Origin of the sequence: Pseudomonas urethralis (assembly GCF_021602465.1) — a bacterium.
Lineage (GTDB): Bacteria > Pseudomonadota > Gammaproteobacteria > Pseudomonadales > Pseudomonadaceae > Aquipseudomonas > Aquipseudomonas vlassakiae.
Map to the genome: position 1 here is coordinate 41,873 of NZ_BQIJ01000024.1, position 24,340 is coordinate 66,212.

General features: G+C 63.7%; 23 protein-coding genes. 13 read left to right on the forward strand and 10 right to left on the reverse strand.

Annotated features, from left to right (window positions below):
• Positions 1-717 carry a response regulator transcription factor gene (locus L6D64_RS25850; RefSeq protein WP_176509469.1) on the reverse strand — a complete coding sequence of 239 codons (717 nt, stop codon included), beginning with the start codon at positions 715-717 and terminating at the stop codon, positions 1-3.
• A gap of 191 nt (positions 718-908) precedes the next feature.
• Here L6D64_RS25850 and L6D64_RS25855 point away from each other — a divergent pair, with 191 nt between their 5' ends.
• The 4 genes from L6D64_RS25855 (at position 909) to L6D64_RS25870 (ending at position 5,629) form a co-directional block, all read left to right on the forward strand.
• Positions 909-3,668: a response regulator gene (locus L6D64_RS25855; protein ID WP_176509470.1), complete on the forward strand. Its 2,760-nt coding sequence runs from the start codon at positions 909-911 to the stop codon at positions 3,666-3,668.
• Positions 3,669-3,769: 101 nt separating this feature from the next.
• The gene (locus L6D64_RS25860) at positions 3,770-4,759 is read left to right on the forward strand and encodes a 2-hydroxyacid dehydrogenase (protein WP_176509471.1); all 990 of its coding nucleotides are present in this window, start codon (positions 3,770-3,772) and stop codon (positions 4,757-4,759) included.
• 31 nt (positions 4,760-4,790) lie between these two features.
• Complete coding sequence (locus L6D64_RS25865; RefSeq protein ID WP_054885565.1) at positions 4,791-5,228, forward strand: hypothetical protein; 438 nt, start codon at positions 4,791-4,793, stop codon at positions 5,226-5,228.
• Positions 5,225-5,629 (forward strand): META domain-containing protein, encoded by a 405-nt coding sequence (locus L6D64_RS25870; protein ID WP_176509472.1) that lies wholly within the window; start codon positions 5,225-5,227, stop codon positions 5,627-5,629. The genes L6D64_RS25865 and L6D64_RS25870 overlap by 4 nt, the downstream gene beginning before the upstream one ends.
• 33 nt (positions 5,630-5,662) lie before the next feature.
• On the opposite strand, the gene L6D64_RS25875 is transcribed toward L6D64_RS25870, so the two are convergent.
• Positions 5,663-6,127: a TlpA disulfide reductase family protein gene (locus tag L6D64_RS25875; RefSeq protein ID WP_054885567.1), complete on the reverse strand. Its 465-nt coding sequence runs from the start codon at positions 6,125-6,127 to the stop codon at positions 5,663-5,665.
• 85 nt (positions 6,128-6,212) lie between these two features.
• Between L6D64_RS25875 and arsC the strand changes: the two genes are divergently transcribed.
• The 3 genes from arsC to L6D64_RS25890 are packed head-to-tail and all read left to right on the forward strand — an operon-like array spanning position 6,213 to position 7,574.
• Positions 6,213-6,566, forward strand: coding sequence for an arsenate reductase (glutaredoxin) (gene arsC, locus L6D64_RS25880; protein WP_176509473.1), 354 nt, complete (start codon positions 6,213-6,215; stop codon positions 6,564-6,566).
• Complete coding sequence (wrbA, locus tag L6D64_RS25885; RefSeq protein ID WP_054885569.1) at positions 6,563-7,168, forward strand: NAD(P)H:quinone oxidoreductase; 606 nt, start codon at positions 6,563-6,565, stop codon at positions 7,166-7,168. The genes arsC and wrbA overlap by 4 nt, the downstream gene beginning before the upstream one ends.
• Complete coding sequence (locus tag L6D64_RS25890) at positions 7,161-7,574, forward strand: DUF2069 domain-containing protein (protein ID WP_176509474.1); 414 nt, start codon at positions 7,161-7,163, stop codon at positions 7,572-7,574. Before wrbA ends, L6D64_RS25890 begins: the two co-directional genes overlap by 8 nt.
• Positions 7,575-7,614: 40 nt before the next feature.
• Here the strand turns inward: L6D64_RS25890 and L6D64_RS25895 are convergent, their stop codons facing one another.
• Positions 7,615-8,286, reverse strand: coding sequence for a DNA-3-methyladenine glycosylase I (locus L6D64_RS25895; protein ID WP_176509475.1), 672 nt, complete (start codon positions 8,284-8,286; stop codon positions 7,615-7,617).
• 4 nt (positions 8,287-8,290) lie between these two features.
• On the reverse strand, positions 8,291-9,115 hold the full coding sequence (ttcA, locus tag L6D64_RS25900; protein WP_176509476.1) for a tRNA 2-thiocytidine(32) synthetase TtcA: 825 nt from the start codon (positions 9,113-9,115) through the stop codon (positions 8,291-8,293).
• A gap of 263 nt (positions 9,116-9,378) precedes the next feature.
• Between ttcA and L6D64_RS25905 the strand changes: the two genes are divergently transcribed.
• On the forward strand, positions 9,379-9,978 hold the full coding sequence (locus L6D64_RS25905) for a Yip1 family protein (RefSeq protein ID WP_176509477.1): 600 nt from the start codon (positions 9,379-9,381) through the stop codon (positions 9,976-9,978).
• 145 nt (positions 9,979-10,123) lie between these two features.
• Complete coding sequence (locus tag L6D64_RS25910) at positions 10,124-10,618, forward strand: SprT family zinc-dependent metalloprotease (RefSeq protein ID WP_176509478.1); 495 nt, start codon at positions 10,124-10,126, stop codon at positions 10,616-10,618.
• Between the two features lie 53 nt (positions 10,619-10,671).
• Here the strand turns inward: L6D64_RS25910 and L6D64_RS25915 are convergent, their stop codons facing one another.
• From L6D64_RS25915 to L6D64_RS25930, 4 genes are all read right to left on the reverse strand, one after another.
• Positions 10,672-11,994, reverse strand: a complete 1,323-nt coding sequence (locus tag L6D64_RS25915; RefSeq protein WP_176509479.1) for a dicarboxylate/amino acid:cation symporter — start codon at positions 11,992-11,994, stop codon at positions 10,672-10,674.
• 297 nt (positions 11,995-12,291) lie between these two features.
• Entirely contained in the window at positions 12,292-13,638 is a 1,347-nt protein-coding gene (locus L6D64_RS25920) for an ATP-binding protein (RefSeq protein WP_176509480.1), read from the reverse strand.
• Complete coding sequence (locus tag L6D64_RS25925; RefSeq protein WP_176509481.1) at positions 13,635-14,312, reverse strand: response regulator; 678 nt, start codon at positions 14,310-14,312, stop codon at positions 13,635-13,637. Before L6D64_RS25925 ends, L6D64_RS25920 begins: the two co-directional genes overlap by 4 nt.
• Positions 14,313-14,463: 151 nt before the next feature.
• Positions 14,464-15,069, reverse strand: coding sequence for an outer membrane beta-barrel protein (locus tag L6D64_RS25930; RefSeq protein WP_176509482.1), 606 nt, complete (start codon positions 15,067-15,069; stop codon positions 14,464-14,466).
• A 128-nt stretch (positions 15,070-15,197) separates the two neighbouring features.
• Here L6D64_RS25930 and L6D64_RS25935 point away from each other — a divergent pair, with 128 nt between their 5' ends.
• Positions 15,198-15,992 carry a dienelactone hydrolase family protein gene (locus tag L6D64_RS25935; protein WP_176509483.1) on the forward strand — a complete coding sequence of 265 codons (795 nt, stop codon included), beginning with the start codon at positions 15,198-15,200 and terminating at the stop codon, positions 15,990-15,992.
• 66 nt (positions 15,993-16,058) lie between these two features.
• Complete coding sequence (locus L6D64_RS25940) at positions 16,059-16,760, forward strand: 4'-phosphopantetheinyl transferase family protein (protein ID WP_176509484.1); 702 nt, start codon at positions 16,059-16,061, stop codon at positions 16,758-16,760.
• Between the two features lie 3 nt (positions 16,761-16,763).
• On the opposite strand, the gene L6D64_RS25945 is transcribed toward L6D64_RS25940, so the two are convergent.
• Together L6D64_RS25945 and L6D64_RS25950 are read right to left on the reverse strand one after the other, a co-directional pair.
• The gene (locus tag L6D64_RS25945; protein WP_176509485.1) at positions 16,764-18,365 is read right to left on the reverse strand and encodes an ATP-binding protein; all 1,602 of its coding nucleotides are present in this window, start codon (positions 18,363-18,365) and stop codon (positions 16,764-16,766) included.
• Positions 18,362-19,060, reverse strand: coding sequence for a response regulator (locus L6D64_RS25950; RefSeq protein WP_054885582.1), 699 nt, complete (start codon positions 19,058-19,060; stop codon positions 18,362-18,364). The genes L6D64_RS25945 and L6D64_RS25950 overlap by 4 nt, the downstream gene beginning before the upstream one ends.
• Positions 19,061-19,723: 663 nt before the next feature.
• On the opposite strand from L6D64_RS25950, the gene L6D64_RS25955 reads away from it, so the two are divergent.
• Both L6D64_RS25955 and L6D64_RS25960 read left to right on the forward strand, forming a co-directional pair.
• Positions 19,724-22,603: a ribonucleoside-diphosphate reductase subunit alpha gene (locus L6D64_RS25955; RefSeq protein WP_176509486.1), complete on the forward strand. Its 2,880-nt coding sequence runs from the start codon at positions 19,724-19,726 to the stop codon at positions 22,601-22,603.
• Between the two features lie 247 nt (positions 22,604-22,850).
• Positions 22,851-24,101 (forward strand): ribonucleotide-diphosphate reductase subunit beta, encoded by a 1,251-nt coding sequence (locus tag L6D64_RS25960; RefSeq protein WP_054885584.1) that lies wholly within the window; start codon positions 22,851-22,853, stop codon positions 24,099-24,101.
• Positions 24,102-24,340: the final 239 nt, after the last annotated feature.

Consider the following 24,340-nt stretch of genomic DNA (forward strand, 5'->3'; position numbering starts at 1 on the left):
TTACTCCGCTTCGCCGGCACTGAGCACGTAGCCCTTGCCCCACACCGTGCGGATCTGCCAGGCGTGGTAATCGATACCCTTGAGTTTGCGGCGGATCTGACTGATATGCATGTCGAGGCTACGGTCATGCCGCGAGTAGCCACGCTGCAGCACCTGCTGGTAAAGGAAGGGCTTGCTCAGCACTTCATCGACATTGCGGTGAAGGATATCGAGCAGGCGGTATTCACTCGGCGTCATGCCGGCGTGCTGGCCATTCAGGCTGACATCACATCGGCTTTCGTCGAAGTACAACTCGCTTGCGGCAACCTCCTGCTGCGGCTGATGACGCCGCTCAAGAGCGACCCGGCGCAGGATCGCCTCGATCCGCACCTGCAGTTCGGCGATGCTGAAGGGCTTGGGCAAGTAGTCGTCGGCACCGCGCTGGAAACCGCTGATGCGGTCGGCCTCGGCGCCCAGTGCCGACATCAGGATCACCGGCGTGGCACTGCGCTGGCGCAGCCGGACAAGGGCGTCCAGGCCATTAAGGCCGGGCAGCAGGATGTCCAGCAGGACCACGTCGAACGCTTGGCGGTCGGCTGCTTCCAGGCCATCCAGGCCATTGCGGCACCAGGTGACGTGGAAGCCGCCACGCTGCAGCTCTTCGTGCAGGTACGCCCCCAGCACGGGATCGTCCTCGATCGCCAGGACGCGCGCGGCGCAATTAGTTACAGGATTCATTGGCAACTGCCATACATTCTCAATTGCGCGATTATTGTGCATGCTCTCCTTTCAGGCAACTGCCTGCGCCCCATGCCTTGGCGCGGCACGAAATGACATTCAAAGGGTGCAATAGCGCAGCCAGCGGAGTAACTTTCCGCTTTGTGCCGTCGCAGCGACGTCGGCATCCAGGCACATTACAGGAGGCGAGTGTGCTCGATCGTTTGGGAATCAGAAGCCGGGTGCTGCTGCTGGCATTGCTGCCTGCCAGCTTGATGGCACTGGTGCTGGGCAGCTATTTCACCTGGCTGCAGCAAGACCAGTTGCGCACCCAGCTGCTGCAGCGCGGCAAGATGCTCGCCGAGCAACTGGCCCCGCTGGCCGCACCGGCCCTGGCACGCCAGGCGCCTGCCCAGCTGGAGCGCATTGCCGCGCAGACCCTGGAGCAGGCCGACGTGCGTGCCGTGGCCTTCCTAGCCCCCGACCGCAGCCGCCTGGCCCATGCCGGGCCGAGCATGATCAACCAGGCGCCCAGCGGCGGTACCGGCACGCAGTTGCTGCAGCGCACCGGCAACGACGCCACCCGTTACCTGATGCCGGTGTTCGGCCACCACCGCGATCTGGCCACCGATGCCGTACCGGCCGAAGCCGAGCGCCTGCTCGGCTGGGTCGAGATCGAGCTGTCCCACGACGGCACGCTGCTGCGTGGCTATCGCAACCTGTTCACCAGTGTGCTGCTGATCCTCGCCTGCCTGGCCCTCAGTGGCCTGCTGGCGATGCGCATGAGCCGTACCATCAATGACCCGATCGCACGCATCAAGCAGACGGTCAACCTGCTCAAGGACGGCCACCTCGACGAACGCCTGCCGGCCATGGGCAGCCATGAGCTGGATGAACTGGCCCGCGGCATCAACCGCATGGCCGAGACCTTGCACGGCGCCCACGAAGAGCTGCAGCACAGCATCGACCAAGCGACCGAGGACGTACGCCAGAACCTGGAAACCATCGAGATCCAGAACATCGAGCTGGACATGGCGCGCAAGGAGGCCCTGGAGGCCAGCCGCATCAAATCGGAATTCCTGGCCAACATGAGCCACGAAATCCGCACCCCGCTCAATGGCATCCTCGGCTTCACCCACCTGCTGCAGAAGAGCGAGATGACCCCACGGCAGTTGGACTACCTGAACACCATCGAGAAGTCCGCCGACAACCTGCTGGGGATCATCAACGAGATCCTCGACTTCTCCAAGATCGAAGCGGGCAAGCTGGTGCTCGACAGCATCCCGTTCAACCTGCGCGACCTGGTCCAGGACACCTTGACGATCCTCGCCCCCGCCGCCCACGCCAAGCAGCTCGAACTGCTCAGCCTGATCTACCGCGATACGCCGATTTCGCTGATCGGCGACCCCTTGCGGCTGAAACAGATCCTCACCAACCTGGTGAGCAACGCGATCAAGTTCACCCGCGAAGGCACCATTGTCGTCCGGGCGATGCTCGATGACGAACACGAAGACAGCGCCCAGCTGCGCATCAGTGTGCAGGACACCGGCATCGGCCTGTCACCCCAGGACGTGCGCACGCTGTTCCAGGCCTTCAGCCAGGCCGACAATTCACTGGCCCGTCAACCCGGCGGTACCGGCCTGGGGCTGGTGATTTCCAAGCGCCTGATCGAGCAGATGGGCGGCGAAATCGGTGTCGACAGCACGCCGGGCGAAGGTTCGCAGTTCTGGATCAGCCTGAGCCTGCCCAAGGCACACGACGACATCGAGGAGCAGCCGCTGCAACCGCTGCTGGGTCGCCGAGTGGCCATCGTCGACGGCCATGAGCTGGCGCGCCAGGCCTTGGAGCACCAGCTCGAGGATTGCGGCCTGAGCGTCAGCCTGTTCGCGTCCTACGACCAGTTGCTGCAAGGCGTGAAGGCCGGCTTCCAGGCCGGCATGCCCTTCGAGTTCGCGGTGCTCGGGGCCAACCTCGGTACGCTTTCACCGGAACAGCTCGGCCAGTACAACCAGCAACTGGAGCGCCTGCACTGCCAGTGCGTGGTGCTGTGCCCGACCACCGAGCAGGCGCTGTATCACCCCTTCCTGCCCAACGGCCATGGCCAACTGCTGTCCAAGCCCACCTGCACGCGCAAGTTACGCCGCCTGTTGCTGGAACTGGTACAACCGCGACGGCTGCAGGCCGAACCGGGGTTGCCCGGCAGCGGCCAGCGCCGGGCGAAGATTCTGTGCGTCGACGACAATGCCGCCAATCTGTTGCTGGTACAGACGCTGCTCGAGGACCTGGGCGCCGAAGTGCTGGCGGTCGACAACGGCCTTGCCGCCGTGCAGGCGGTCCAGGCTGAGCCTTTCGACCTGGTGTTGATGGACGTGCAGATGCCCGGCATGGACGGCCGCGCCTGCACCGAGCAGATCCGTCTGTGGGAAAAGACCCAGAGCGGCAACCCGATGCCGATCGTCGCCCTGACTGCGCATGCCATGGCCAACGAGAAACGCGCTCTGTTGCACAGCGGCATGGACGATTACCTGACCAAGCCGATCAGCGAGCGGCAGTTGGCCCAGGTAGTGCTGAAGTGGACCGGGCTGAGCCTCGGCGCATCGCCACCGGAGCATGCCAGCGAGCCACTGGGTGACGGCCATGAGCTACCTGTGCTGGACCCGGACGAAGGCTTGCGCCTGGCTGCCGGCAAGCCAGACCTGGCAGCGGACATGCTGGCCATGCTGCTGGCGTCGCTGGAAACCGACCGCCAGGCGATTCGCTCCGCTCGCGAGGCAGCTGACAGCGCGACGCTGATCGAGCAGGTACACCGGCTCAATGGTGCCTCGCGTTACTGCGGTGTGCCGCAGTTGCGGGCGGCGTGTCAGCGCAGCGAGACACTGCTCAAGCAGGACAGCCCGCAGGCCCAGCAGGCGCTGGACGAGCTGGACGCGGCGATCAATCGGTTGGCGGCGCAGGCGCGGCTGAGCGCTTGACCGGATATTTTCGGCGCCTGTGAGATCGTGCGCCGCACGGGCGGCGCTTTATCTTCATGGCACCACACCACCCAAGGCATGCACTGCAAAGGACTCTCACCATGCGCGTTCTGTTATTCAGCAGCCAGCACTACGACCAGGAAAGCTTCATGCAGGCCGCCCGTGACAACACCCTTGACCTGCACTTCCAGCCCACCCGCCTGACCCTCGACACCGCCGCGCTGGCCCAGGGCTACGAGGTTGTCTGCGCCTTCATCAACGACGAGCTAGACGCCCAGGTGCTGCAGCGCCTGGCCGCAGGTGGTACGCGGCTGATCGCCCTGCGCTCGGCCGGCTACAACCACGTCGACCTGGCAGCGGCGCAGCGCCTTGGCCTGGCCGTGGTGCGCGTGCCGGCCTATTCGCCACATGCCGTGGCCGAGCATGCCGTGGCCTTGATCCTGGCGCTCAACCGCCGCCTGCACCGGGCCTACAACCGCACCCGCGAAGGTGACTTCACCCTGCACGGGCTGACCGGCTTCGACCTGCATGGCAAGACCGTCGGCGTAGTCGGCACTGGCCAGATCGGCAGCGCCTTTGCCCGTATCATGGCCGGTTTCGGCTGCCAGTTGCTGGCGTATGACCCCTACCCCAACCCGGAACTGCTGGCCCTTGGCGCGCGCTACATGGCATTGCCCGACCTGCTGCGCGAGGCGCAGGTCATCAGCCTGCACTGCCCGCTGACCGAGCACACCCGGCACCTGATCAATGCACAAAGCCTGGGCCAGTTGCAGCCGGGCGCCATGCTGATCAACACCGGGCGTGGCGCGCTGGTCGACACACCGGCACTGATCGACGCCCTGAAAAGCGGCCAGCTCGGCTACCTGGGCCTGGACGTCTACGAAGAAGAAGCCCAGCTGTTCTTCGAGGACCGCTCCGACCTGCCGCTGCAGGATGATGTGCTGGCACGTCTGCTGACCTTCCCCAACGTGATCATCACCGCGCACCAGGCATTCCTGACCCGCGAGGCCCTGGACGCGATCGCCGCCACCACCCTGGACAACATCATCCGCTGGGCGGCGGGTAATCCGCAGGATCTGGTCAGCGGTTGATGCTAGGATACGCGGCATTTCTGGAGGACCCATGGTCGAGCACGATTTCCGCTATACCCTTTTCAACCCGCAACACACCCTGATCGAGTGCCGCGCCCTGGTTCCGGGCCGCTATCAGGTGACCGGCAACGGTGGCTCGATGCACAAAGGCGACGTCCTGATCGTGACCCTCAAGGGCAGCAAGGACCTGGCCATGCGCCTGACCGTCGAGAGCGTGCGCCACCTGATCAACCCACGTGGCCAATGGGTAGCCGTGGCCAGCGGCCCGGTGTTCAACGAGCTGGAAATCCTCACCTGGAAGGTCGAGTGCGACAGCTGCGACGCGGTGCTGGACTTCGAGTTCGCCGTCGACGCCAAACTCGGCAAGGCGGCCCGTCAGCCGGCTGCCAGCGCCCGTGTTGCCGAGCTGGGCTGGGCCAGCCGTGGCGACAAGCACCTGTGCCCGCGTTGCCAGGAGAGCGCCGAGTGAAGAATCTGCTGACCGGCGTGCTGATTGCCACCGGCCTGCTCGGCTGTGCTGCCGAACCTTCCAAGCTGCAGCAGGAACGCAGCTACGTGCTGGAGTGGATTGGCGAACGTCCGCTGATCGACTACAGCCACCTGACCCTGACCCTGGCCAGCGATGGCCGCGCCTACGGCAATGCCGGTTGCAACCACTGGTTTGCGCCGTACACGCTGGACGGTGAGCACCTGAGCTTCGGCAAGGTCGGCAAGACCCGCAAACTGTGTGCCCCGGCGTTGATGGAGCAGGAAAAGCGCTTCCTGCAGGCGCTGGAAACGGTGCAGCGCTGGGATGTGTCGCCTATCGAGCAGTTGCGCTTCTGGCCTGAAGCAGGCAAACCCCTGCGCTTCTGGCCCGAAGAAGGCTGAAAACGTTGGGGCCGCCTGGCGGCCCCTCCTCCATCAGGCGCCCTTCAGGGCCTTGATCTTGGCCTGCAGCCCTTCCAGGGTCTGCTCGCCCATCAGTTGTTCACGCACCTTGCCCTTGTCATCGATGATGTAGGTCACCGGCAGCGCCTCGCTGCGTGGCAGGTCATAACGCTCGGCCGGGTCCTGGGCCAGCACGGTGAAGCCGATGCCCAAGGCCTCGGCGGCCTGCTTCAGCTCAGGCCCTTGCAGGCCATCGAAATTCACCCCGACCACCTTGATGCCATCGGCAGCCCACTGCTTGGCCGCCTGGTTCAGTTCAGGTACCTCGGTACGGCACGGGCCACACCATTCGGCCCAGTAGTTGAGCACTACCCAGTGCCCGTCGATCTGCTCCGCCTTTACCGTCTTGCCATCTTGGTCCACGCCGTAATCGGCACCGCAACCACCGAGCAAAAGGCTCGCGGTGATGGCCAGTACTGCTGCCAGACGCCTTGCCATGGGTCAATCCTTCTCGAAGTTTCAAGCAAATAGGTCAGTCGCTGCGGTTAGAATAGCTGCCACACCCAGCTGGATGCGACCCGACATGACTGACTTGACGCTCTATCATAACCCGCGCTGCTCGAAATCCCGCGGCGCGCTGGAACTGCTTGAACAACGCGGCCTGGCACCGACCATCGTGCGCTACCTGGAAACCCCGCCCGATGCCGCCACCCTCAAGGCCCTGCTCGGCAAGCTGGGCATCGCCCCCCGCCAGCTGCTGCGCAGCGGTGAAGACGAATACAGATCCCTTGATCTGGCAAACCCGGCGCTGAGCGACGCGCAGCTGATCGACGCCATGGTAAACCACCCCAAGCTGATCGAACGCCCGATCCTGGTCGCCGGTGACAAGGCCGTGATCGGCCGCCCGCCGGAGAAGGTCCTGGAGATCCTGCCGTGAGTGCGCCGTACATTCTGGTGCTGTATTACAGCCGCCACGGCTCGACCAGTGAGATGGCCCGGCACATCGCCCGCGGCATCGAGCTGGCCGGCATGGAAGCACGCCTGCGCACGGTGCCGGCGATTTCCACCGAATGCGAAGCGGTAGCCCCGGACATCCCGGCCAGCGGCGCGCTGTACGCCACCCTCGACGACCTGCGCCACTGCGCTGGCCTGGTGCTGGGCAGCCCGACCCGCTTCGGCAACATGGCCGCACCGCTGAAGTACTTCCTCGACGGCACCAGCAGCCTGTGGCTGGGTGGCGAGCTGGTCGGCAAGCCGGCCGGCGTGTTCACCTCCACCGCCAGCCTGCACGGCGGCCAGGAAACCACCTTGCTGTCGATGATGCTGCCACTGATGCACCACGGCATGCTGGTGATGGGCCTGCCGTACAGCGAGTCGGCGCTGCTGGAGACCCGTGGTGGCGGCACGCCTTATGGCGCCAGCCACCACGCCGGCGCCGACGGCAAGCGTGAACTGGACCCCCACGAGATCGCCTTGTGCCGTGCCCTTGGCCAACGCCTGGCGACTACCGCCAAGGCCCTGGAGGCCGCGCGTGGCTAGAAAGCCCAAGGTGTTGCCGCCGCTCGAATGGCTGGCACCGCGCCTGCGCCTGACGCGGGCGCTCAGCCTGGCCTTCTTCCTTGGCCTGATCGCGCTGCTGGTGGTCAACAACCTGTGGTTCGCCAACCTGCATGGTGCGCGGGTCGAAGTGATCCTGGCGATCGAACTGGTGCCGCTGCTGTTGCTGCTGCCGGGCATGCTGATGGGCAGTGCCCGTGCGCATGCCTGGACCTGCTTCGTGGTGAACATCTACTTCATCAAGGGCGTGCTGGCAGCGTTCGATCCGGCGCGTGCGCTGTTTGGCTGGGTGGAAGTGCTGGCGAGCCTGGGGCTGTTCGTGGCCGGGCTGTTGTATGTGCGCTGGAAGTTTCAGTACGAGCGGCGCATGGCGGGCGAAGGGCGCTAGCTGCTTCGCGGGTTTACCCGCGCAGCAGCCAGTACAGGACTCAGTGGTTGACGGTATGCGCCAGCATCACCGACAACTGGCACAGCGGTCGCCCGCTCTCTGCGTGCCATTGATTGAACGCTTGCTGTACCAGGGCCAGGTCACGCTGACTGGTCGGCTGCTTGTCGATCACCTTCTGTGCAATCAACGCCGCCGCCATGTCTTCGGTGGGGATGAAGGTGTCCTTGCCGACCATGCGCAGGAAGCGCGGCGCCGACAACCCGCCCAACTGGTTGCCGTGCTTGGCCAGGTACTTCCACAGCCCGACGATGTCGGTCTCTGGCCAGTCGGCGATGAACGCGCCGAAGCTGCCCTTCTCCTTTGCCACATCGAGGATCATCTGCGCATTGCGTGGCACGCTCTTGAGCTTGCCCAGGTGGCGGATGATGCGTTCGTCGTGCATCAAGCGCTCCAGGTGCTCGGCTCCCATCAGCACGACTTTCTCCGGGTCGAAGCCGAAGAACACCTGTTCGAACGCTGGCCACTTGGCATCCACCAGGCTGTGCTTGAGCCCGGCGCGAAATACACGCAGGGCCAGGGTCGACAGGTAGCGGTCGTCAGCGATGTCGCGCAACTGCGCAGGCGTGCGCGGCTGCGGCAGAAAGGCCTCCAGCGCCTTGGCCGAGCCGAAGCGGTTCAGGCAATACTCGTGCAGCCACTGGTAATCGCGCATGGCTTCAGAGGTTCACCACGTCGAGGAAACGCGGGGTGGCGTTTTCGTCGATCTTCAGGCTGGTGAAGTCGAACAGGTTGCGGTCGGCCAGCTGCGACGGCGCCACGTTCTGCAGGGCGCGGAAGATGCTCTCGGTCCGGCCCGGGTGCTTGCGCTCCCACTCCACCAGCATGTCCTTGACCACCTGGCGCTGCAGGTTCTCTTGCGAGCCGCAGAGGTTGCACGGGATGATCGGGAATTGCTTCATGTCGGAGTAGGCCTGGATGTCCTTCTCGCTGCAGTAGGCCAGCGGGCGGATCACCACGTTACGGCCGTCGTCGGCACGCAGCTTTGGCGGCATGCCCTTGAGCGCGCCGTTGAAGAACATATTGAGGAAGAAAGTTTCGACGATGTCGTCGCGGTGGTGCCCCAAGGCCATCTTGGTCGCGCCGATCTCATCGGCGAAGGTATACAGCGTGCCACGGCGCAGGCGCGAGCACAGCGAGCAGGTGGTCTTGCCCTCGGGGACCAGTTCCTTGACCACCGAGTAGGTGTCCTTCTCGACGATGTGGTACTCGACGCCCAACTCCTTGAGGTACGCCGGCAGCACATGCTCGGGGAAGCCTGGCTGCTTCTGGTCCATGTTCACCGCGACGATCTCGAACTTGATCGGTGCCACCTTCTGCAGGTGCAACAGAACGTCGAGCATGGTGTAGCTGTCCTTGCCGCCAGACAGGCAGACCATGACCTTGTCGCCATCTTCGATCATGTTGTAGTCGGTGATGGCTTCGCCAGCGAGACGACGCAGGCGTTTTTGCAGTTTGTTCTGGTTGACCGAGAGGGTGCCCATAGCGCTTGGATCCGCGAGGTGTGACAAAAGCCGGCTATTTTACGCACAAACCACGCGCACCTGTAGGGATTCCGATAAAGACTTCAAGGTAATCAACAGCGGCCGCGACAGCGCAATTTGCTCTAAAAAGCGGGGTTTGTGCAGGGATTGACTTCCTATACTGCGACATAAGGCCACATTACCGTTCTGCTTCGGTGCCTTGGCCTCGGGCCGCTTGCGCTCCACGTGGGGGGCGATTGGCAACATTGAGAGGAGTGACCGGCATGATTCATCACGTTGTGGGGCTGTTTACCCATCCCGACCAGGAATGGCGGGAGATTCGTGGCGAAGAAGAAAGCATCAGCCACATGTACCTGACCCATACCCTCATTTTGGCGGCGATTCCCGCCATTTCGGCGTTTATCGGCACAACCCAGGTGGGCTGGGTGATCGGTGGCCGGCCGGCGGTGATGCTGACCATGGATAGCGCGATCTGGATGAGCATCATGTCCTACGTGGCGATGCTCGCCGGGGTTGCGGTGATGGGTGCGTTCATTCACTGGATGGCCCGCACCTACGACGCCAACCCGTCCATGGCGCACTGCATCGCCTTTGCCACGTACACCGCCACTCCGCTGTTCCTCGGCGGCCTGGCGGCGCTCTATCCGCACTTGTGGTTGGGCATGCTGGTGGGGACCGCTGCCATTTGCTACACCGTGTACCTGCTGTATGTCGGCTTGCCGACGTTCATGAACATACCGTCGGATGAAGGCTTCCTGTTCTCAAGCTCAGTACTGGCCGTAGGCCTCGTAGTGCTGGTGGCGATCATGGCCGCAACCGTGATCATCTGGGGCTTGGGCGTGGGGCCGGTGTACACCAACTAGATCAGATCCAGCCAACATAGGGCATCAAGCAGAGGCCGCCGCAAAGGCGGCCTTTGTGTTTGTACCGATGGCTGCTTGCTGACCGGTGGCTCGGCAAGCGCGACTGGCATGCGGCATAATGCCCGGTCAGGAGAACCACCCCGCCATGCCCGAGCTGCTCAAACAACGCGTCGAAACCTGTTACCAGCAAGCCGAAGCCTTCTTCAAACGCCCCTTCCCGCGCCCGGAAGTCAGCTTCAAGCTACGCGGCCAGAAAGCCGGCGTCGCCCACCTGCACGAGAACCTGCTGCGCTTCAACCTGCAACTGTATCGCGAGAACCAGGACGACTTCCTGCGCCAGACCGTGGCCCATGAAGTGGCGCACCTGGTGGCCCATCAGCTGTTCGGTGACCGCATCCAGGCCCATGGCGAGGAGTGGCAGCTGATCATGCGTGGGGTGTATGAACTGCCGCCGAACCGTTGCCACAATTATGCAGTGCAGCGGCGCGTGGTGACCCGCTACATCTACCGCTGCCCGTGCCCGGAGAGTGATTTCCCGTTTACCGCGCAGCGGCACAAGCTGGTGCGCCAGGGGCGCCGCTACCTGTGCCGGCGCTGCCGCGCGATTCTGGTGTACAGCGGTGAAACCCGCCTCGAATAGCCAGACACAAGAAAGGCGACCCGAGGGTCGCCTTCTTTTTTACCGCCTGAGGATCAGCGTACCGGGGTTTCCGCCACGCCCAAATCATCGGTAGGCACCGACAACTCCAGCGGTGCGCCACCGGAAGCCAGCTCGGAGGCCAGCTTGTCGTCGTCCATCTCCTTCACCCACTTGGCCACCACCACGGTGGCCACGGCGTTGCCGATCAGGTTGGTCAGTGCGCGGGCTTCGGACATGAAGCGGTCGATGCCAAGGATCAGCGCCAGGCCGGCAACCGGCAGGTGGCCAACGGCCGACAGGGTGGCAGCCAGCACGATGAAGCCCGAGCCGGTCACGCCGGCAGCCCCCTTGGAAGCCACCAGCAGCACCAGCAGCAGGGTGATCTGGTGAGTGATGTCCATGTGGGTGTCGGTGGCCTGGGCGATGAACACCGCAGCCATGGTCAGGTAGATCGAGGTACCGTCGAGGTTGAACGAGTAGCCGGTCGGGATCACCAGGCCGACGACCGACTTCTTGGCACCCAGGCGCTCCATCTTGGCCAGCATGCGTGGCAGGGCCGACTCCGAGGAGGAAGTACCCAGCACGATCATCAGCTCTTCACGGATGTAGCGGATCAGCTTGAGGACGCTGAAGCCGTGGGCGCGGCAGATAGCGCCCAGCACCAGCAGCACGAACAGCAGGCAGGTGATGTAGAAGCACGCCATCAGATAGCCCAGCTGCACCAGCGAGCCCACGCCGTACTGGCCGATGGTGAAGGCCATGGCGCCGAAGGCACCGACCGGGGCCAGCTTCATGATCATGTTGATGATGTTGAACATCACGTGGGCGAAGCGGTCGATCAGGTCCAGCACCGGCTTGCCGTAGCTGCCCAGGCGGTGCAGGGCGAAGCCGAAGATCACCGAGAACATCAACACCTGCAGGATGTCGCCGTTGGCGAAGGCGCCCACCACGGTGCTGGGGATGATGTTGAGCAGGAAGCCGACGGTGGTCTGCTGCGCGCCGGCGGCGGCGTAGGCGGCCACACTGCTGGCGTTCAGGGTGCTGACGTCGATGTGCATGCCAGCGCCCGGCTGGACCACGTTGACGACCACGAGGCCGATGATCAGGGCGATGGTGGAGACGATCTCGAAGTACAACAGCGCGTAGCCGCCGGTCTTGCCGACCGACTTCATGCTCTGCATGCCGGCGATGCCGCTGACCACGGTACAGAAGATGATGGGCGCGATGACCATCTTGATCAGTTTGACGAAACCATCGCCCAAAGGCTTCAGGGCGACGCCGGTTTCAGGGTAGAAGTGGCCGAGCAGGATGCCGATGGTGATGGCGACCAACACCTGGACATACAGGGATTTGTACAGCGGCTGACGTGTCGTCATGGCTCATTTTCCTCAAGTGTGCCGGCGTCACCCTTCCCAGGGTGTTCGGGCACCTGAATCGCTAACCCTCCTGCACCTGGAGGGATTTGTCGTTGTGTTCGAGCTGCCTGGGCAGGCCTCTGCCAAGTGAGATAGCAAGGGCGATGCCAAAATGCCCATCTTGGGTGCAGCGCTACTGTTTACGGGCTGTAAATGCCCAACGACGGGGCGATTCTTCCGAGCAATGGTGGCGGATTTCCGCCCGATGGCGGGAAATGTACAAGGGATATGGCGGGAATCCGCCCGCCCGGAGTGGCATCAATCCAGGTGGAAGGTGATGCAGAAGACGGCCCCGCCCAACGCGGACTCATCAAGGGTCAGCCCGGCGCCATAGCTGTCGACGATGTCCTTGACCACCGCCAGACCAATACCCTGCCCCGGGTGCTGCCGGTCCAGCCGTTCACCGCGCTCGAGAATCCTCTCACGCTGGTCGGCCGGCACCCCGGGGCCATCGTCCTCGATGCACACCCTCAGCGTGCCAGGTGCCTCCTGCAGGCTCACCCGCACGCGCCCCAGGCTGAGCCGGTAGGCGTTCTCCAGCAGATTGCCCAGCAGCTCCAGCAAGGCCCCCTGCTCCATCGGCACGTGCGACTGTGCCGGTATATCCAGCTCGACCTCGACGCGCTTGTCGCGATAGACCTTGGCCAAGGTGCTGCACAAGCTCTCCAGCACCGGCCGCAACAGCACGTTGTGGCGCACCAGGCCGCTCTTGCGCAGGCTGGCGCGCTGCAGCTGGTAATCGATCTGCTGGCTCATGCGCTCGATCTGGCTCTGCAGCACCCGCGCCTGTTCGCGCTCGCCGGCACGCTGCTGCATGCTCTCCCCCACCCCCTGCAACACCGCCAGCGGGGTCTTCAGGCTGTGGGCCAGATCGCCCAATGAATCGCGGTAACGGGTGCGCTGCTCGCGTTCGCTGCTCAGCAGGCGGTTCAGCGAACGGGTCAGGCGCAGCAGTTCCCGTGGGTGCTCACCACTGAGGCCATCACGTGCGCCAGACTCCACTTCATCCAGCTCGATACTCAACCGGCGCAACGAACGCAACCCCCAGGTCAGGCCGGCCCAGAGCAGCGCCAGCAAGACCAGCAAGGCCGCGCCAAAGCCCAGGTAGAGTTTTTCGCGCAGGCCATCGAGCGTGGCCCGGTATTCACTCACCGGTTGCAGCGCCACGATACTGTAGGCCGCGCTCTGGCCACCGAGCAGCTTGATCTCGACGTCATAGACGAAGAACTCTTCGCCATCGTCCTGGCGGATGCGGGCAAACTCGTTGCCGCGCCCGTCGTAGCGCGGGCGGTAGTTGATATGGCGGTCGCTGGTGGCACGCGAGCGCCAGACCAGGTTGCCGTCACGGTCGAAGATGTAGCCGAGCAGGCCGGTATAGGGCAGGTTGTAGCGTTCATCCGGGAGCAAGTCTGGCATCTGCAACTGGCCATGCTCGATGCGCGCTGCGGAAATCAGCGTGGTCACGTCCGAAGCCAGGCGCTGCTCGATCGACTCCTGCAGGGCCAGGCTGAAAGCCTTCTGCAAGGCTGGCAACAAGGCCAGCATGAACAGCAGCGCCAGCACCGCGGCCGCCAGCATCAGGCGTACCCGCAGCGAGCGGATCATCGGCAGCGCTCGGTGAACAGGTAGCCCAGGCCGCGCACCGTGTCGATCGGCTTGAAACCGTTCTCGCCCTCGAGTTTGCGGCGCAGGCGGCCGACCAGCACCTCGATCACGTTCGGGTCGCGCTCCTCGTCGCCGGGATAGAGCTGCTCCATCAGGCGGTCCTTGGCCACTACCTGCTGGTGATGTCGCATGAGGTACTCGAGGATGCGGTACTCATAGGCCGTCAGCGCCAGCGGCTGTTCATCCAGGGTCGCCTGCTTGCGGTTGAGGTCAAGCACCAGGGGCCCGGCGGCGATGGTCGATTGGGTGAACCCGCTGGAACGGCGCAGCAAGGCGTTCAGGCGTGCCTCGAGTTCTTCGAACTGGAACGGCTTGACCAGATAGTCATCGGCACCGGCAGCCAGGCCTTCGACCTTGTCCTGCCAGTTGCCACGGGCGGTGAGAATAAGGATGGGGAAGGCCTTGCCCTGGTTGCGCAGGCGGCCGATCAGTTCAAGCCCGCTGATGCCCGGCAGGCCAAGGTCGACGATGGCCAGGTCGAAGTGAAAGTGTTCGGCCTGGTACAGCGCCTCTTCGGCATTGGCCACCGCTTCGACCACATGGCCGCTTTCGCCCAGACGCGTATGGAGGTGGTGCCGCAGCAGGGCTTCGTCCTCGACCACCAGCAGTTTCATTCAACGCTCCTCATTAATGTACTGCCTGTAACGGCCCTTTCGCGGGCAACCCCGCTCCCACGGGGACTGCACAGATTGTGAAAGCTGTGCGATCCCTGCGGGAGCGGGTTTACCCGCGAAGAGGCCGGTACAGGATAACCCGGCTCGCCGGTCAGAACTTGTAGGTTGCAGCCAGATACGTCTGAGCACTGCTGGTCAGGCGCAAGGTGCCGTCCTTCGGCCCGCCACTGGCGCCCACTTCGGTAGCAGCGTTGGTGCGCAGGTAGCGATACCCCAGCTCCATCGAAGCCTTGTCGGTGATCTCCTGGATCACCCCGGCCTGCAAGCCGACAGCATAGCCGTAGTCGGTATCCCGGCTGGCGCCCGGCGAATCCTGGGTCAGCTTGGTCACGCCCAGGCTGCCGCCGCCGAACAGCTTGGTGGTGTCCCCCACCGGCAGCAGCAGGTCGTAGCTGCCGAGCAGGTTTTCCTGGCGCAGCTTGTAGCCGCTGTGGTCACCGGAAACGTTGTCATAGGTCATGTAGTAGCGGGCCTGATCATTGATCTTGCCCAGGCGCACACCCCAGGTATCGTCCTTGCCGATGATACCGTCGGCGTTCAGGTGGTCGGTGTTGCTCTGCAACAGCCCGGATTTGCGTACTTTGTCGCTGGTCTGGCCGTAGGTGAGGCTGGCGAAGGTGTCATCGGCGGCCTGGGCAGTGGTCATGCCAGCGGCGCACACGGCCATGGCAGCGAGCAGGGTGTTGAAGGTTTTCATGACTTCTTACTCCAGTTGAATGCGCTGTTGCGGTCTGGAAGCTAGAGTAAGCAGGGTGCCCTGAACCGCGGCTGAACCCTGACTGAACCGCGGCTGAACGATTCGTGTGCAAACAAGGAGTAGTCAACATGCGTGCCCTGCTGGCCCTGATTCTGATGTGTAGCGCCGTCATAGCCCAAGCGGCAGTGCAGACCCGCGAGATTCGTTACCAAGATGACGACGGCACCGCGCTGGTCGGCTATTACGCGTACGACGACGCCGTGAAGGGTAAACGCCCGGGCGTGCTGGTGGTGCACGAGTGGTGGGGGCTGAACGACTACGCCAAACGCCGTGCCCGCGACCTCGCCGCGTTGGGCTACAGCGCGTTGGCCATCGACATGTATGGCGAAGGCAAGCACACCGAGCACCCACAGGATGCCCAGGCGTTCATGGCTGAGGCGATGAAGGATCCGGCGGTATCGGCCACGCGCTTTGACGCTGGGTTGGAAATGCTGAAGAAACAGCCCTACACCGACAAGCACAAGCTCGGCGCGGTGGGTTACTGCTTCGGCGGCAAGGTGGTGCTGGATGCCGCACGCCGGGGTGAACACCTGGATGCCGTGGTGAGTTTCCACGGCGCGCTGGCCACCCAGACACCAGTCACCGAGCCTGGCAAGGTGCGGGCCTACGTGCTGGTCGAGCACGGCGCGGCGGACAGCATGGTCACCCCGCAACAAGTGGATGCCTTCAGGAAGGAGATGGACGCGGCCAAGGTCAACTACCAGTTCGTCAGCATTCCCGGCGCCAAGCATGGCTTCACCAACCCGGATGCGGACCGACTGAGCCATGGTGATCATGGCGGGCCCGACATTGGCTACAACGAGGCGGCGGACAAGAGCTCCTGGGCGGACATGCAGGCGTTCTTCAAGCAAGTGTTCAAGTAAAGATCGCAGGGGCCGCTTTGCGGCCCCATCTCCCACATGCGACTCACGACTGGCACAATACCGGTCATGAACACACTCCCCGCCTGCTGCGCCCCGCTCCAGCATCACTGGCCCCTGCCCCGCCCACTGCCCGGCGCAGTGCTGGTCAGCTGTGCCTTCGACCCCGCCCACCTGGCCGCCGATGACTTCCAGCGCGCCGGCATCGTGCCCAGTGCCAGCCTGCAGCGTTCGGTGGCCAAGCGCCAGGCCGAGTACCTGGCCGGCCGCGTTTGCGCCCGCGCTGCACTGCAGCGCCTGGATGGCCGCGACTACGTGCCCGGCAGCCATGAGGACCGCTCGCCGATCTGGCCCACGGGTATCCACGGCTCGATCACCCACGGCAAAGGCTGGGCCGCTGCGGTGGTCGCTGCCGAGGGCACCTGCCGTAGCCTCGGCCTGGACCAGGAAGCGCTGCTGGAAGACGAGCGCGCCGAGCGGCTCATGGGCGAGATCCTTACGCCCGCCGAACGCGAACGGTTGGCCCCTGGCCAGCTGGGCCTCACGGTCACCCTGACCTTCTCGTTCAAGGAAAGCCTGTTCAAGGCCCTCTACCCGCTCACCCGGCAGCGCTTCTATTTCGAGCATGCCGAAGTGCTGGCGTGGTCCGCCGATGGCCTGGCGCGTCTACGCCTGCTCACTGACCTGTCGCCGCAGTGGCGACACGGCGCCGAAGTCGAAGGCCAGTTCTGCCTGCAGGACGGCCACCTGCTCAGCCTGATCAGCGTCTGAGCCTTACTGCGGAGCCTGTTCACGCGGCCAGCTGAGGCTGAAGCAGGCCCCGCCCAGCGCCTCGCTGCGCCCCACCGTGGCCCGGCCTGCGTGCCAGTAGATGATCCGCCGCACGATCGACAGGCCCAGGCCATGCCCGCCGGAAGCGCGGGTGCGACTGTCATCGAGCCGGGTGAAGGGGGTGAAGATGCGATCCCACACCCCCTCGGGGATCCCCGGGCCATCGTCTTCGACATCGATGCGGCAACGCTGCTGCCCCAACTGGTAGCTCAGGCGCACTTCACTGCTGGCGTGACGCAAGGCATTGCTCACCAGATTCTGCAGCGCACGATGCAGGTAGCGCGGTTCGGCCTCGACCCAGCAGCCGTCGCTGGCCAGGCACGCCCCGCGCAGCAAACGGACCTTGCTGTTGAGCGGCGCCAGTTCTTCGATCACCCGGTCGAGCAAGGCATCCAGTTCGACCCGCTGGAACTTCAGCGCCGGGGCACCCTGCTCCAGCCGCGCATAGGTGAGCATCTCGTCGACCAGCTGGTCCAGGTCCTGGATATCGCCATCCATGCCGGCCAGGTGCTTGGCGCGGGCCTGCTCGGTGGGCGCACTTTCGATCATCTCCAGGCCAAAGCGCAGGCGTGCCACCGGGGTGCGCAGTTCATGCGACACCGCACGCACCAGTTCGCGTTGCATGTTCAGCGAACGTTGCAGGTGCTCGGCCATGCCATTGAATGCCGCAGCCAGGCGCCCCACCGAATCGGCATCACCGGCCGGCACGCGGGTGTCCAGGCTGCCTTGGGCGATACGCGTGGCGGCGATTTCCATGCCTGACACGCGCCGCTCCAGCTGGCGCACCAGCAGGTACACCACCAGGCCGATGAGGCAGAGGCCAAGAAAGGCAATCAGGATCAGCAGCTGCGGTGGATAAGGGTTGAGTTGATAGAGCGGACCGATCTCCAGCACCAACGGCGAACCTGGCAGGCCGGCGAACACACGGATGGAGTCACCATCGCGACCCAGCGCCATCACCGTGTCCCCCTCCTCCACCCGGCGCCGCTGGTCGTCGTCCAGGCCGACCCGCTCGATGCGCTGCAGGGCGACGCCAAAGCCGAAGCCCTTGCTCTGGGTGATGTCCGCCAGGCGCTGCTGCTGCTCGGTCACCGGGTAGCGCACCAGCTCATCGGCCAACAGATAAAGCGTGGCACGCGCCAGCTGCTCGCTGACCTGCTTGACCTGAGCCACCAGCATCAGGTCCTCCTGGCCGACCTTGCGCAGCACCTGGGCGGCGTGTGGCCCGGTCTTCTCCACCACCACCAGGCCACGGTTCAGGCGAGCGCGCTGGCCGCCATCGAGGGTACGCGCCGACATCGGCTGCAGCGCCAGCGGCACGCCCAGCAAGCGCTCCCACATCAACAGCGAGCGCTTGCGCTCGGTTTCGTTCTGCTGCGCCAGGTTGTCGGCCATCAGGCTGAACGTGCCCTGGGCCAGGCGTTCGCGGTGCTGGGCCGCGCGCACTTCGTTGACCCAGTGCAGGCTGAGCGCGCCGAGCAGCGCCACCAGCACCAGCACCGCGAGCATGCCGCCGTAGATGCGCAGGAAAATCGAGCGGTTCATGGGGCATCGCCGACGAACAGGTAGCCCTTGCTGCGCAGCGTCTTGATCAGCCGCGGGTGGATCGGGTCGTCGCCGATCTTGGGGCGAATCCTGGAAATGCGCACGTCGATGGAACGGTCCTGGCCGTCGTAGCCGACCCCGCGCAAGGCGGTGAAGATCTGCTCACGCGAGAGCACTCGCCCGGCGTTGCTGGCCAGCAGCCAGAGCAGGTCGAATTCAGCGCCGGTGAGGTCGATCTGCTGCGCGCCGAGCCAGGCCTCGCGCAGGCGATTGTCGATGCGCAGCGCACCGAAGGCCAGGTCATGGCGCTTGGACTCTGGGCTTTCACTGCGCCGCAGCAGGGCCTGGATCCGCGCCAGCAGCAAACGCGGACGCACCGGCTTGCACACGTAGTCGTCGGCCCCCAGGTCCAGCCCCTGGACCTGATCGAGTTCGTCGCTGCGGGCCGTCAGCATCAGGATCGGGCCGGGGTACTGGCCACGCACGCGACGGCAGATGCTCAGCCCGTCTTCGCCGGGCAGCATCAGGTCGAGGATCACCAGGTCCGGCTGGCTGTCGACGATGCGGCGCGCAGCGCGGGCGCCATCGCCCTCGACGGCGACCTCGTAGCCGTTGGCCTGCAGGTATTCGGCGGTGAGTTCGGCCAGGCGCTGGTCGTCTTCGACGATGAGGATGCGATTGCTGGGTTGGTCCATGGCCCCTGCCTTTGGATTATTGTTTTTCTGTCGGTACCGGCCTTTAACCAAAAGGCAACATCACCCCCGGATACTACGTGCCGCCCGCCAGTACTGCCAACCTGCCCGCCGGTAGCCTCGACTGAACCGTTTTTTGTGGTAGGGTGCGCGCCCGAAAAATTCTGGCTGCGGCCAGCAGCCCTGTGAAAAATGGTGCAAACCTCTTGGCGCAAGGCCTACAGGGAATACCCACTATTCACTCACAAAGTACGCACAACTTATCCACAGGCGATTGCCTTGCAAAGCCCCCAAGACCGCATTATCTTGTATCCCTATCGCAACGAACCACTAGATGTTGGGGTTGACCTTTCGTCACCAACACCAGTCAGCGCAGAAATTCAAGCGATATTTCTGGCAGAACTTTACGTGGTTTCATAAGCCAAACCGCTCCAGCGGAAGCATTTGAGAGCAACAGCTTTCGGGGTCATCCCGGTGAGCATTTGACTTCGGCCAGGGAGCGGCAGGTTATTGCCCCTTATTCCTGATCTGTCCCGAAGTCGGTACGCCCGAGCGGGTGGATGCGCGTGCATGACGCATCCTCGCCAAGGCCATCGAGCAAGTGGACGGAACGGTGGGCGCCGAAAAAGCGCCTGAACACTATAGAAATTGTGGAGACACCCACCCATGCAAACCGACACAACTCGCGAGAACCCGCAGGCTTTGGCGCCGCAGGCCGCCGATTCCAATCAGGATCTGGCCGCCACCGCTCCGGGCCAACTGCGCGTGATCAAGCGCAACGGCACTGTCGTTCCCTACACCGACGACAAGATCACCGTGGCCATCACCAAGGCGTTCCTCGCAGTTGAAGGCGGCACCGCCGCTGCCTCGTCGCGCATTCACGACACCGTTGCGCGCCTGACCGAGCAGGTCACCGCCACGTTCAAGCGTCGCATGCCATCGGGTGGCACCATCCACATCGAAGAAATCCAGGACCAGGTCGAACTGGCCCTGATGCGTGCCGGCGAGCAGAAGGTCGCCCGTGACTACGTGATCTACCGCGACCAGCGCGCCAAGGAGCGCGCGACCCGCAGCAACGCCGAGGCCGTGGTCGAGCCGCACCCAAGCATCCGCATCACCCTGGCCGACGGCAGCCTGGCGCCGCTGGACATGGCGCGCCTGAACACCATCATCAGCGAAGCCTGCGAAGGCCTGGCCGAAGTCGATGGCGACCTGATCCAGCGCGAAACCCTGAAGAACCTGTACGACGGCGTAGCCATCAAGGACGTCAACACCGCCCTGGTGATGACCGCCCGTACCCTGGTCGAGCGTGAGCCGAACTACTCGTTCGTCACCGCCCGCCTGCTGATGGACACCCTGCGTGCCGAAGGCCTGGGCTTCCTCAAGGTTGCCGACAGCGCCACCCACCACGAGATGGCCGACCTGTACGCCAAGGCCCTGCCAGCCTATGTCGCCAAAGGTATCGAGTTCGAACTGCTGAACCCGGCCCTGGCCGACTTCGACCTGGAAAAACTGGGCAAGGCGATCAACCACGAGCGCGACCAGCAGTTCACCTACCTGGGCCTGCAGACCTTGTACGACCGCTACTTCATCCACAAGGATGGCGTGCGCTTCGAGCTGCCACAGGTGTTCTTCATGCGTGTGGCCATGGGCCTGGCGCTGGAAGAGAAAGATAAAGAAGCCCGTGCGATCGAGTTCTACAACCTGCTCTCGTCGTTCGACTACATGGCTTCGACGCCGACCCTGTTCAACGCCGGTACCCTGCGTCCACAGCTGTCGAGCTGCTACCTGACCACCGTGCCGGACGACCTGTCGGGCATCTACCACGCGATCCACGACAACGCCATGCTGTCGAAATTCGCTGGTGGCCTGGGCAACGACTGGACCCCTGTGCGTGCACTGGGCTCCTACATCAAGGGCACCAATGGCAAATCCCAGGGCGTCGTGCCGTTCCTGAAAGTGGTCAACGACACCGCCGTAGCCGTCAACCAGGGTGGCAAGCGCAAAGGCGCCGTGTGTGCCTACCTGGAAACCTGGCACCTGGACATCGAAGAATTCATCGAGCTGCGCAAGAATACCGGTGATGACCGCCGTCGTACCCACGACATGAACACCGCCAACTGGATCCCTGACCTGTTCATGAAGCGCGTCTTCGATGACGGCAAGTGGACCCTGTTCTCGCCATCGGAAGTGCCTGATCTGCACGACCTGACCGGCAAGGCCTTCGAAGAGCGCTACGAGTACTACGAAGCCCTGACCGAGTACAACAAGATCAAGGTGTTCAAGACCATCCAGGCCAAAGACCTGTGGCGCAAGATGCTGTCGATGCTGTTCGAGACCGGCCACCCGTGGCTGACCTTCAAGGACCCGTGCAACCTGCGTTCGCCGCAGCAGCACGTGGGCGTGGTCCACAGCTCGAACCTGTGCACCGAGATCACCCTGAACACCAACAAGGACGAGATCGCGGTCTGCAACCTGGGCTCGATCAACCTGCCGAACCACATCGTCGACGGCAAGCTGGACACCGCCAAGCTGCAACGCACCGTGAACACCGCCGTGCGCATGCTCGACAACGTGATCGACATCAACTACTACTCGGTGCCGCAAGCGCGTAACTCGAACTTCAAGCATCGCCCGGTCGGCCTCGGCATCATGGGCTTCCAGGACGCGCTGTACCTGCAGCACATCCCGTACGGCTCCGACGCTGCCGTCGAGTTCGCCGACAAGTCGATGGAAGCGGTCAGCTACTACGCGATCCAGGCTTCCTGCGACCTGGCCGACGAACGTGGCGCCTACGAGACGTTCCAGGGTTCGCTGTGGTCCAAGGGCATCCTGCCACTGGATTCGCAACAGATCCTGATCGAAGCCCGTGGCCAGAAGTACATCGACGTCAACCTGGAAGAGTCGCTGGACTGGGCGCCGGTCCGTGCCCGCGTGCAGAAAGGCATTCGTAACTCGAACATCATGGCCATCGCGCCAACCGCGACCATCGCCAACATCACCGGCGTGTCGCAGTCGATCGAGCCGACCTACCAGAACCTGTACGTGAAATCGAACCTGTCGGGCGAATTCACCGTGATCAACCCATATCTGGTCCGTGACCTGAAGGCTCGCGGCCTGTGGGACTCGGTGATGATCAACGACCTGAAGTACTACGACGGTTCGGTGCAGCAGATCGAGCGTATCCCGCAAGAGCTGAAGGACCTGTACGCCACCGCGTTCGAAGTCGAGACCAAGTGGATCGTCGACGCCGCCTCGCGTCGCCAGAAGTGGATCGACCAGGCCCAGTCGCTGAACCTGTACATCGCCGGCGCCTCGGGCAAGAAGCTGGACGTGACCTACCGCATGGCCTGGTACCGTGGTCTGAAGACCACTTACTACCTCCGTGCCCTGGCCGCGACCAGCACCGAGAAGTCGACCATCAACACCGGCAAGCTCAACGCCGTTTCCAGCGGTGGCGACAGTGCCCCGGTCCAGGCAGCGGGCCCAGCGCCAGTGCCGAAGGCCTGCGCGATCGACGAGCCTGACTGCGAAGCCTGCCAGTAAGGCCAGGCCGAGGCTTCCTTCGGGAAGCCTCGACGCGTTATCCGCATCGCTGCGGACCCTGTGGGCGCGGGTTTACCCGCGATGAGGCCGGCACTCCCCGCCGCCTCTCCACAGCCAGACACAATAAGCCGTGACTGCAAAGCCCCGGCCAGCCCTCCCCGGGCATTCCAGATTTGCGTGCACCGCACCGCAACCAAGATCCACCGGCCATACTCCATAGATGGCCCTCAAGCAGGAGAATCTCACCATGCTGAGCTGGGACGAATTCGATAAAGAAGACGGCGAAGTCGCCGCCAAAGGCAACACCCCTGCGCAGGCCACTGCCGCCGCCACCCTCGACAAGCTCGACAGCGCCGGCGGTGCCGCCGCCCTGGAAGCCCGCGCCGCCACCGCCTCGGACTCCGACGCCGTGAAGCGTGCCAAGGCCGCCCTCGACGCCCTCGACATCGCCGAAGGCCTGGCCGAGCTGGAAGGCTCCTCGGCCCGCGTCGCCGTTGACGAAAAGCGCATGATCAACTGCCGCGCCGACCTCAACCAGCTGGTACCGTTCAAGTACGACTGGGCCTGGCAGAAGTACCTCGACGGCTGCGCCAACCACTGGATGCCGCAGGAGGTCAACATGACCGCCGACATCGCCCTGTGGAAGAGCATGGACGGCCTGACCGAAGACGAGCGCCGCATCGTCATGCGCAACCTCGGCTTCTTCTCCACCGCCGACTCGCTGGTTGCCAACAACCTGGCCCTGGCCGTGTACCGCCTGATCACCAACCCGGAGTGCCGCCAGTACATCCTGCGCCAGGCCTTCGAAGAGGCGATCCACACCCACGCCTACCAGTACTGCATCGAGTCGCTGGGCATGGATGAAGGCGAGATCTTCAACATGTACCACGAGATCCCGTCGGTCGCTAAGAAGGCAGCCTGGGGCCTGAAGTACACCCGCGCCATCTCCGACCCGGAATTCAACACCGGCACCGTCGAGACCGACAAAGAGCTGCTGCGCAACCTGATCGCCTACTACTGCGTATTGGAAGGCATCTTCTTCTACTGCGGCTTCACCCAGATCCTGTCGATGGGCCGCCGCAACAAGATGACCGGCGTCGCCGAGCAGTTCCAGTACATCCTGCGTGACGAGTCGATGCACCTGAACTTCGGTATCGACGTGATCAACCAGATCAAGATCGAGAACCCGCACCTGTGGGACGCGGCGATGAAGGAAGAAGCGACCCAGATGATCCTGCAAGGGACCCAGCTGGAGATCGAATACGCCCGTGACACCATGCCACGCGGCGTGCTGGGCATGAACGCAGCGATGATGGAGGACTACCTCAAGTTCATCGCCAACCGTCGCCTGACTCAGATTGGCCTGAAGGAAGAGTACCCGGGGACTACCAACCCGTTCCCGTGGATGAGCGAGATCATGGACTTGAAGAAGGAGAAGAACTTCTTCGAGACTCGCGTGATCGAGTATCAGACCGGTGGTGCACTGAGCTGGGACTGATCGTCCGGGCTGAGTATCGAGAAGGCTGCCGAATGGCAGCCTTTTTTATTGCCTGAGAAATCAGAACAGGAAGTGTCCTACAAACTGCGGCATTGCCTGTCGTTCACCATCGAGATAGTGTTTTCAGGCGCTTAAGAACGCTCACATAGCGGCATCCCGTTCCCGTCAGAAACGGCTCTCCCACATCAGGATGGCCCATCATGAAAAGTGTCTATACCCCCACCCTCTTCACCCGCCAC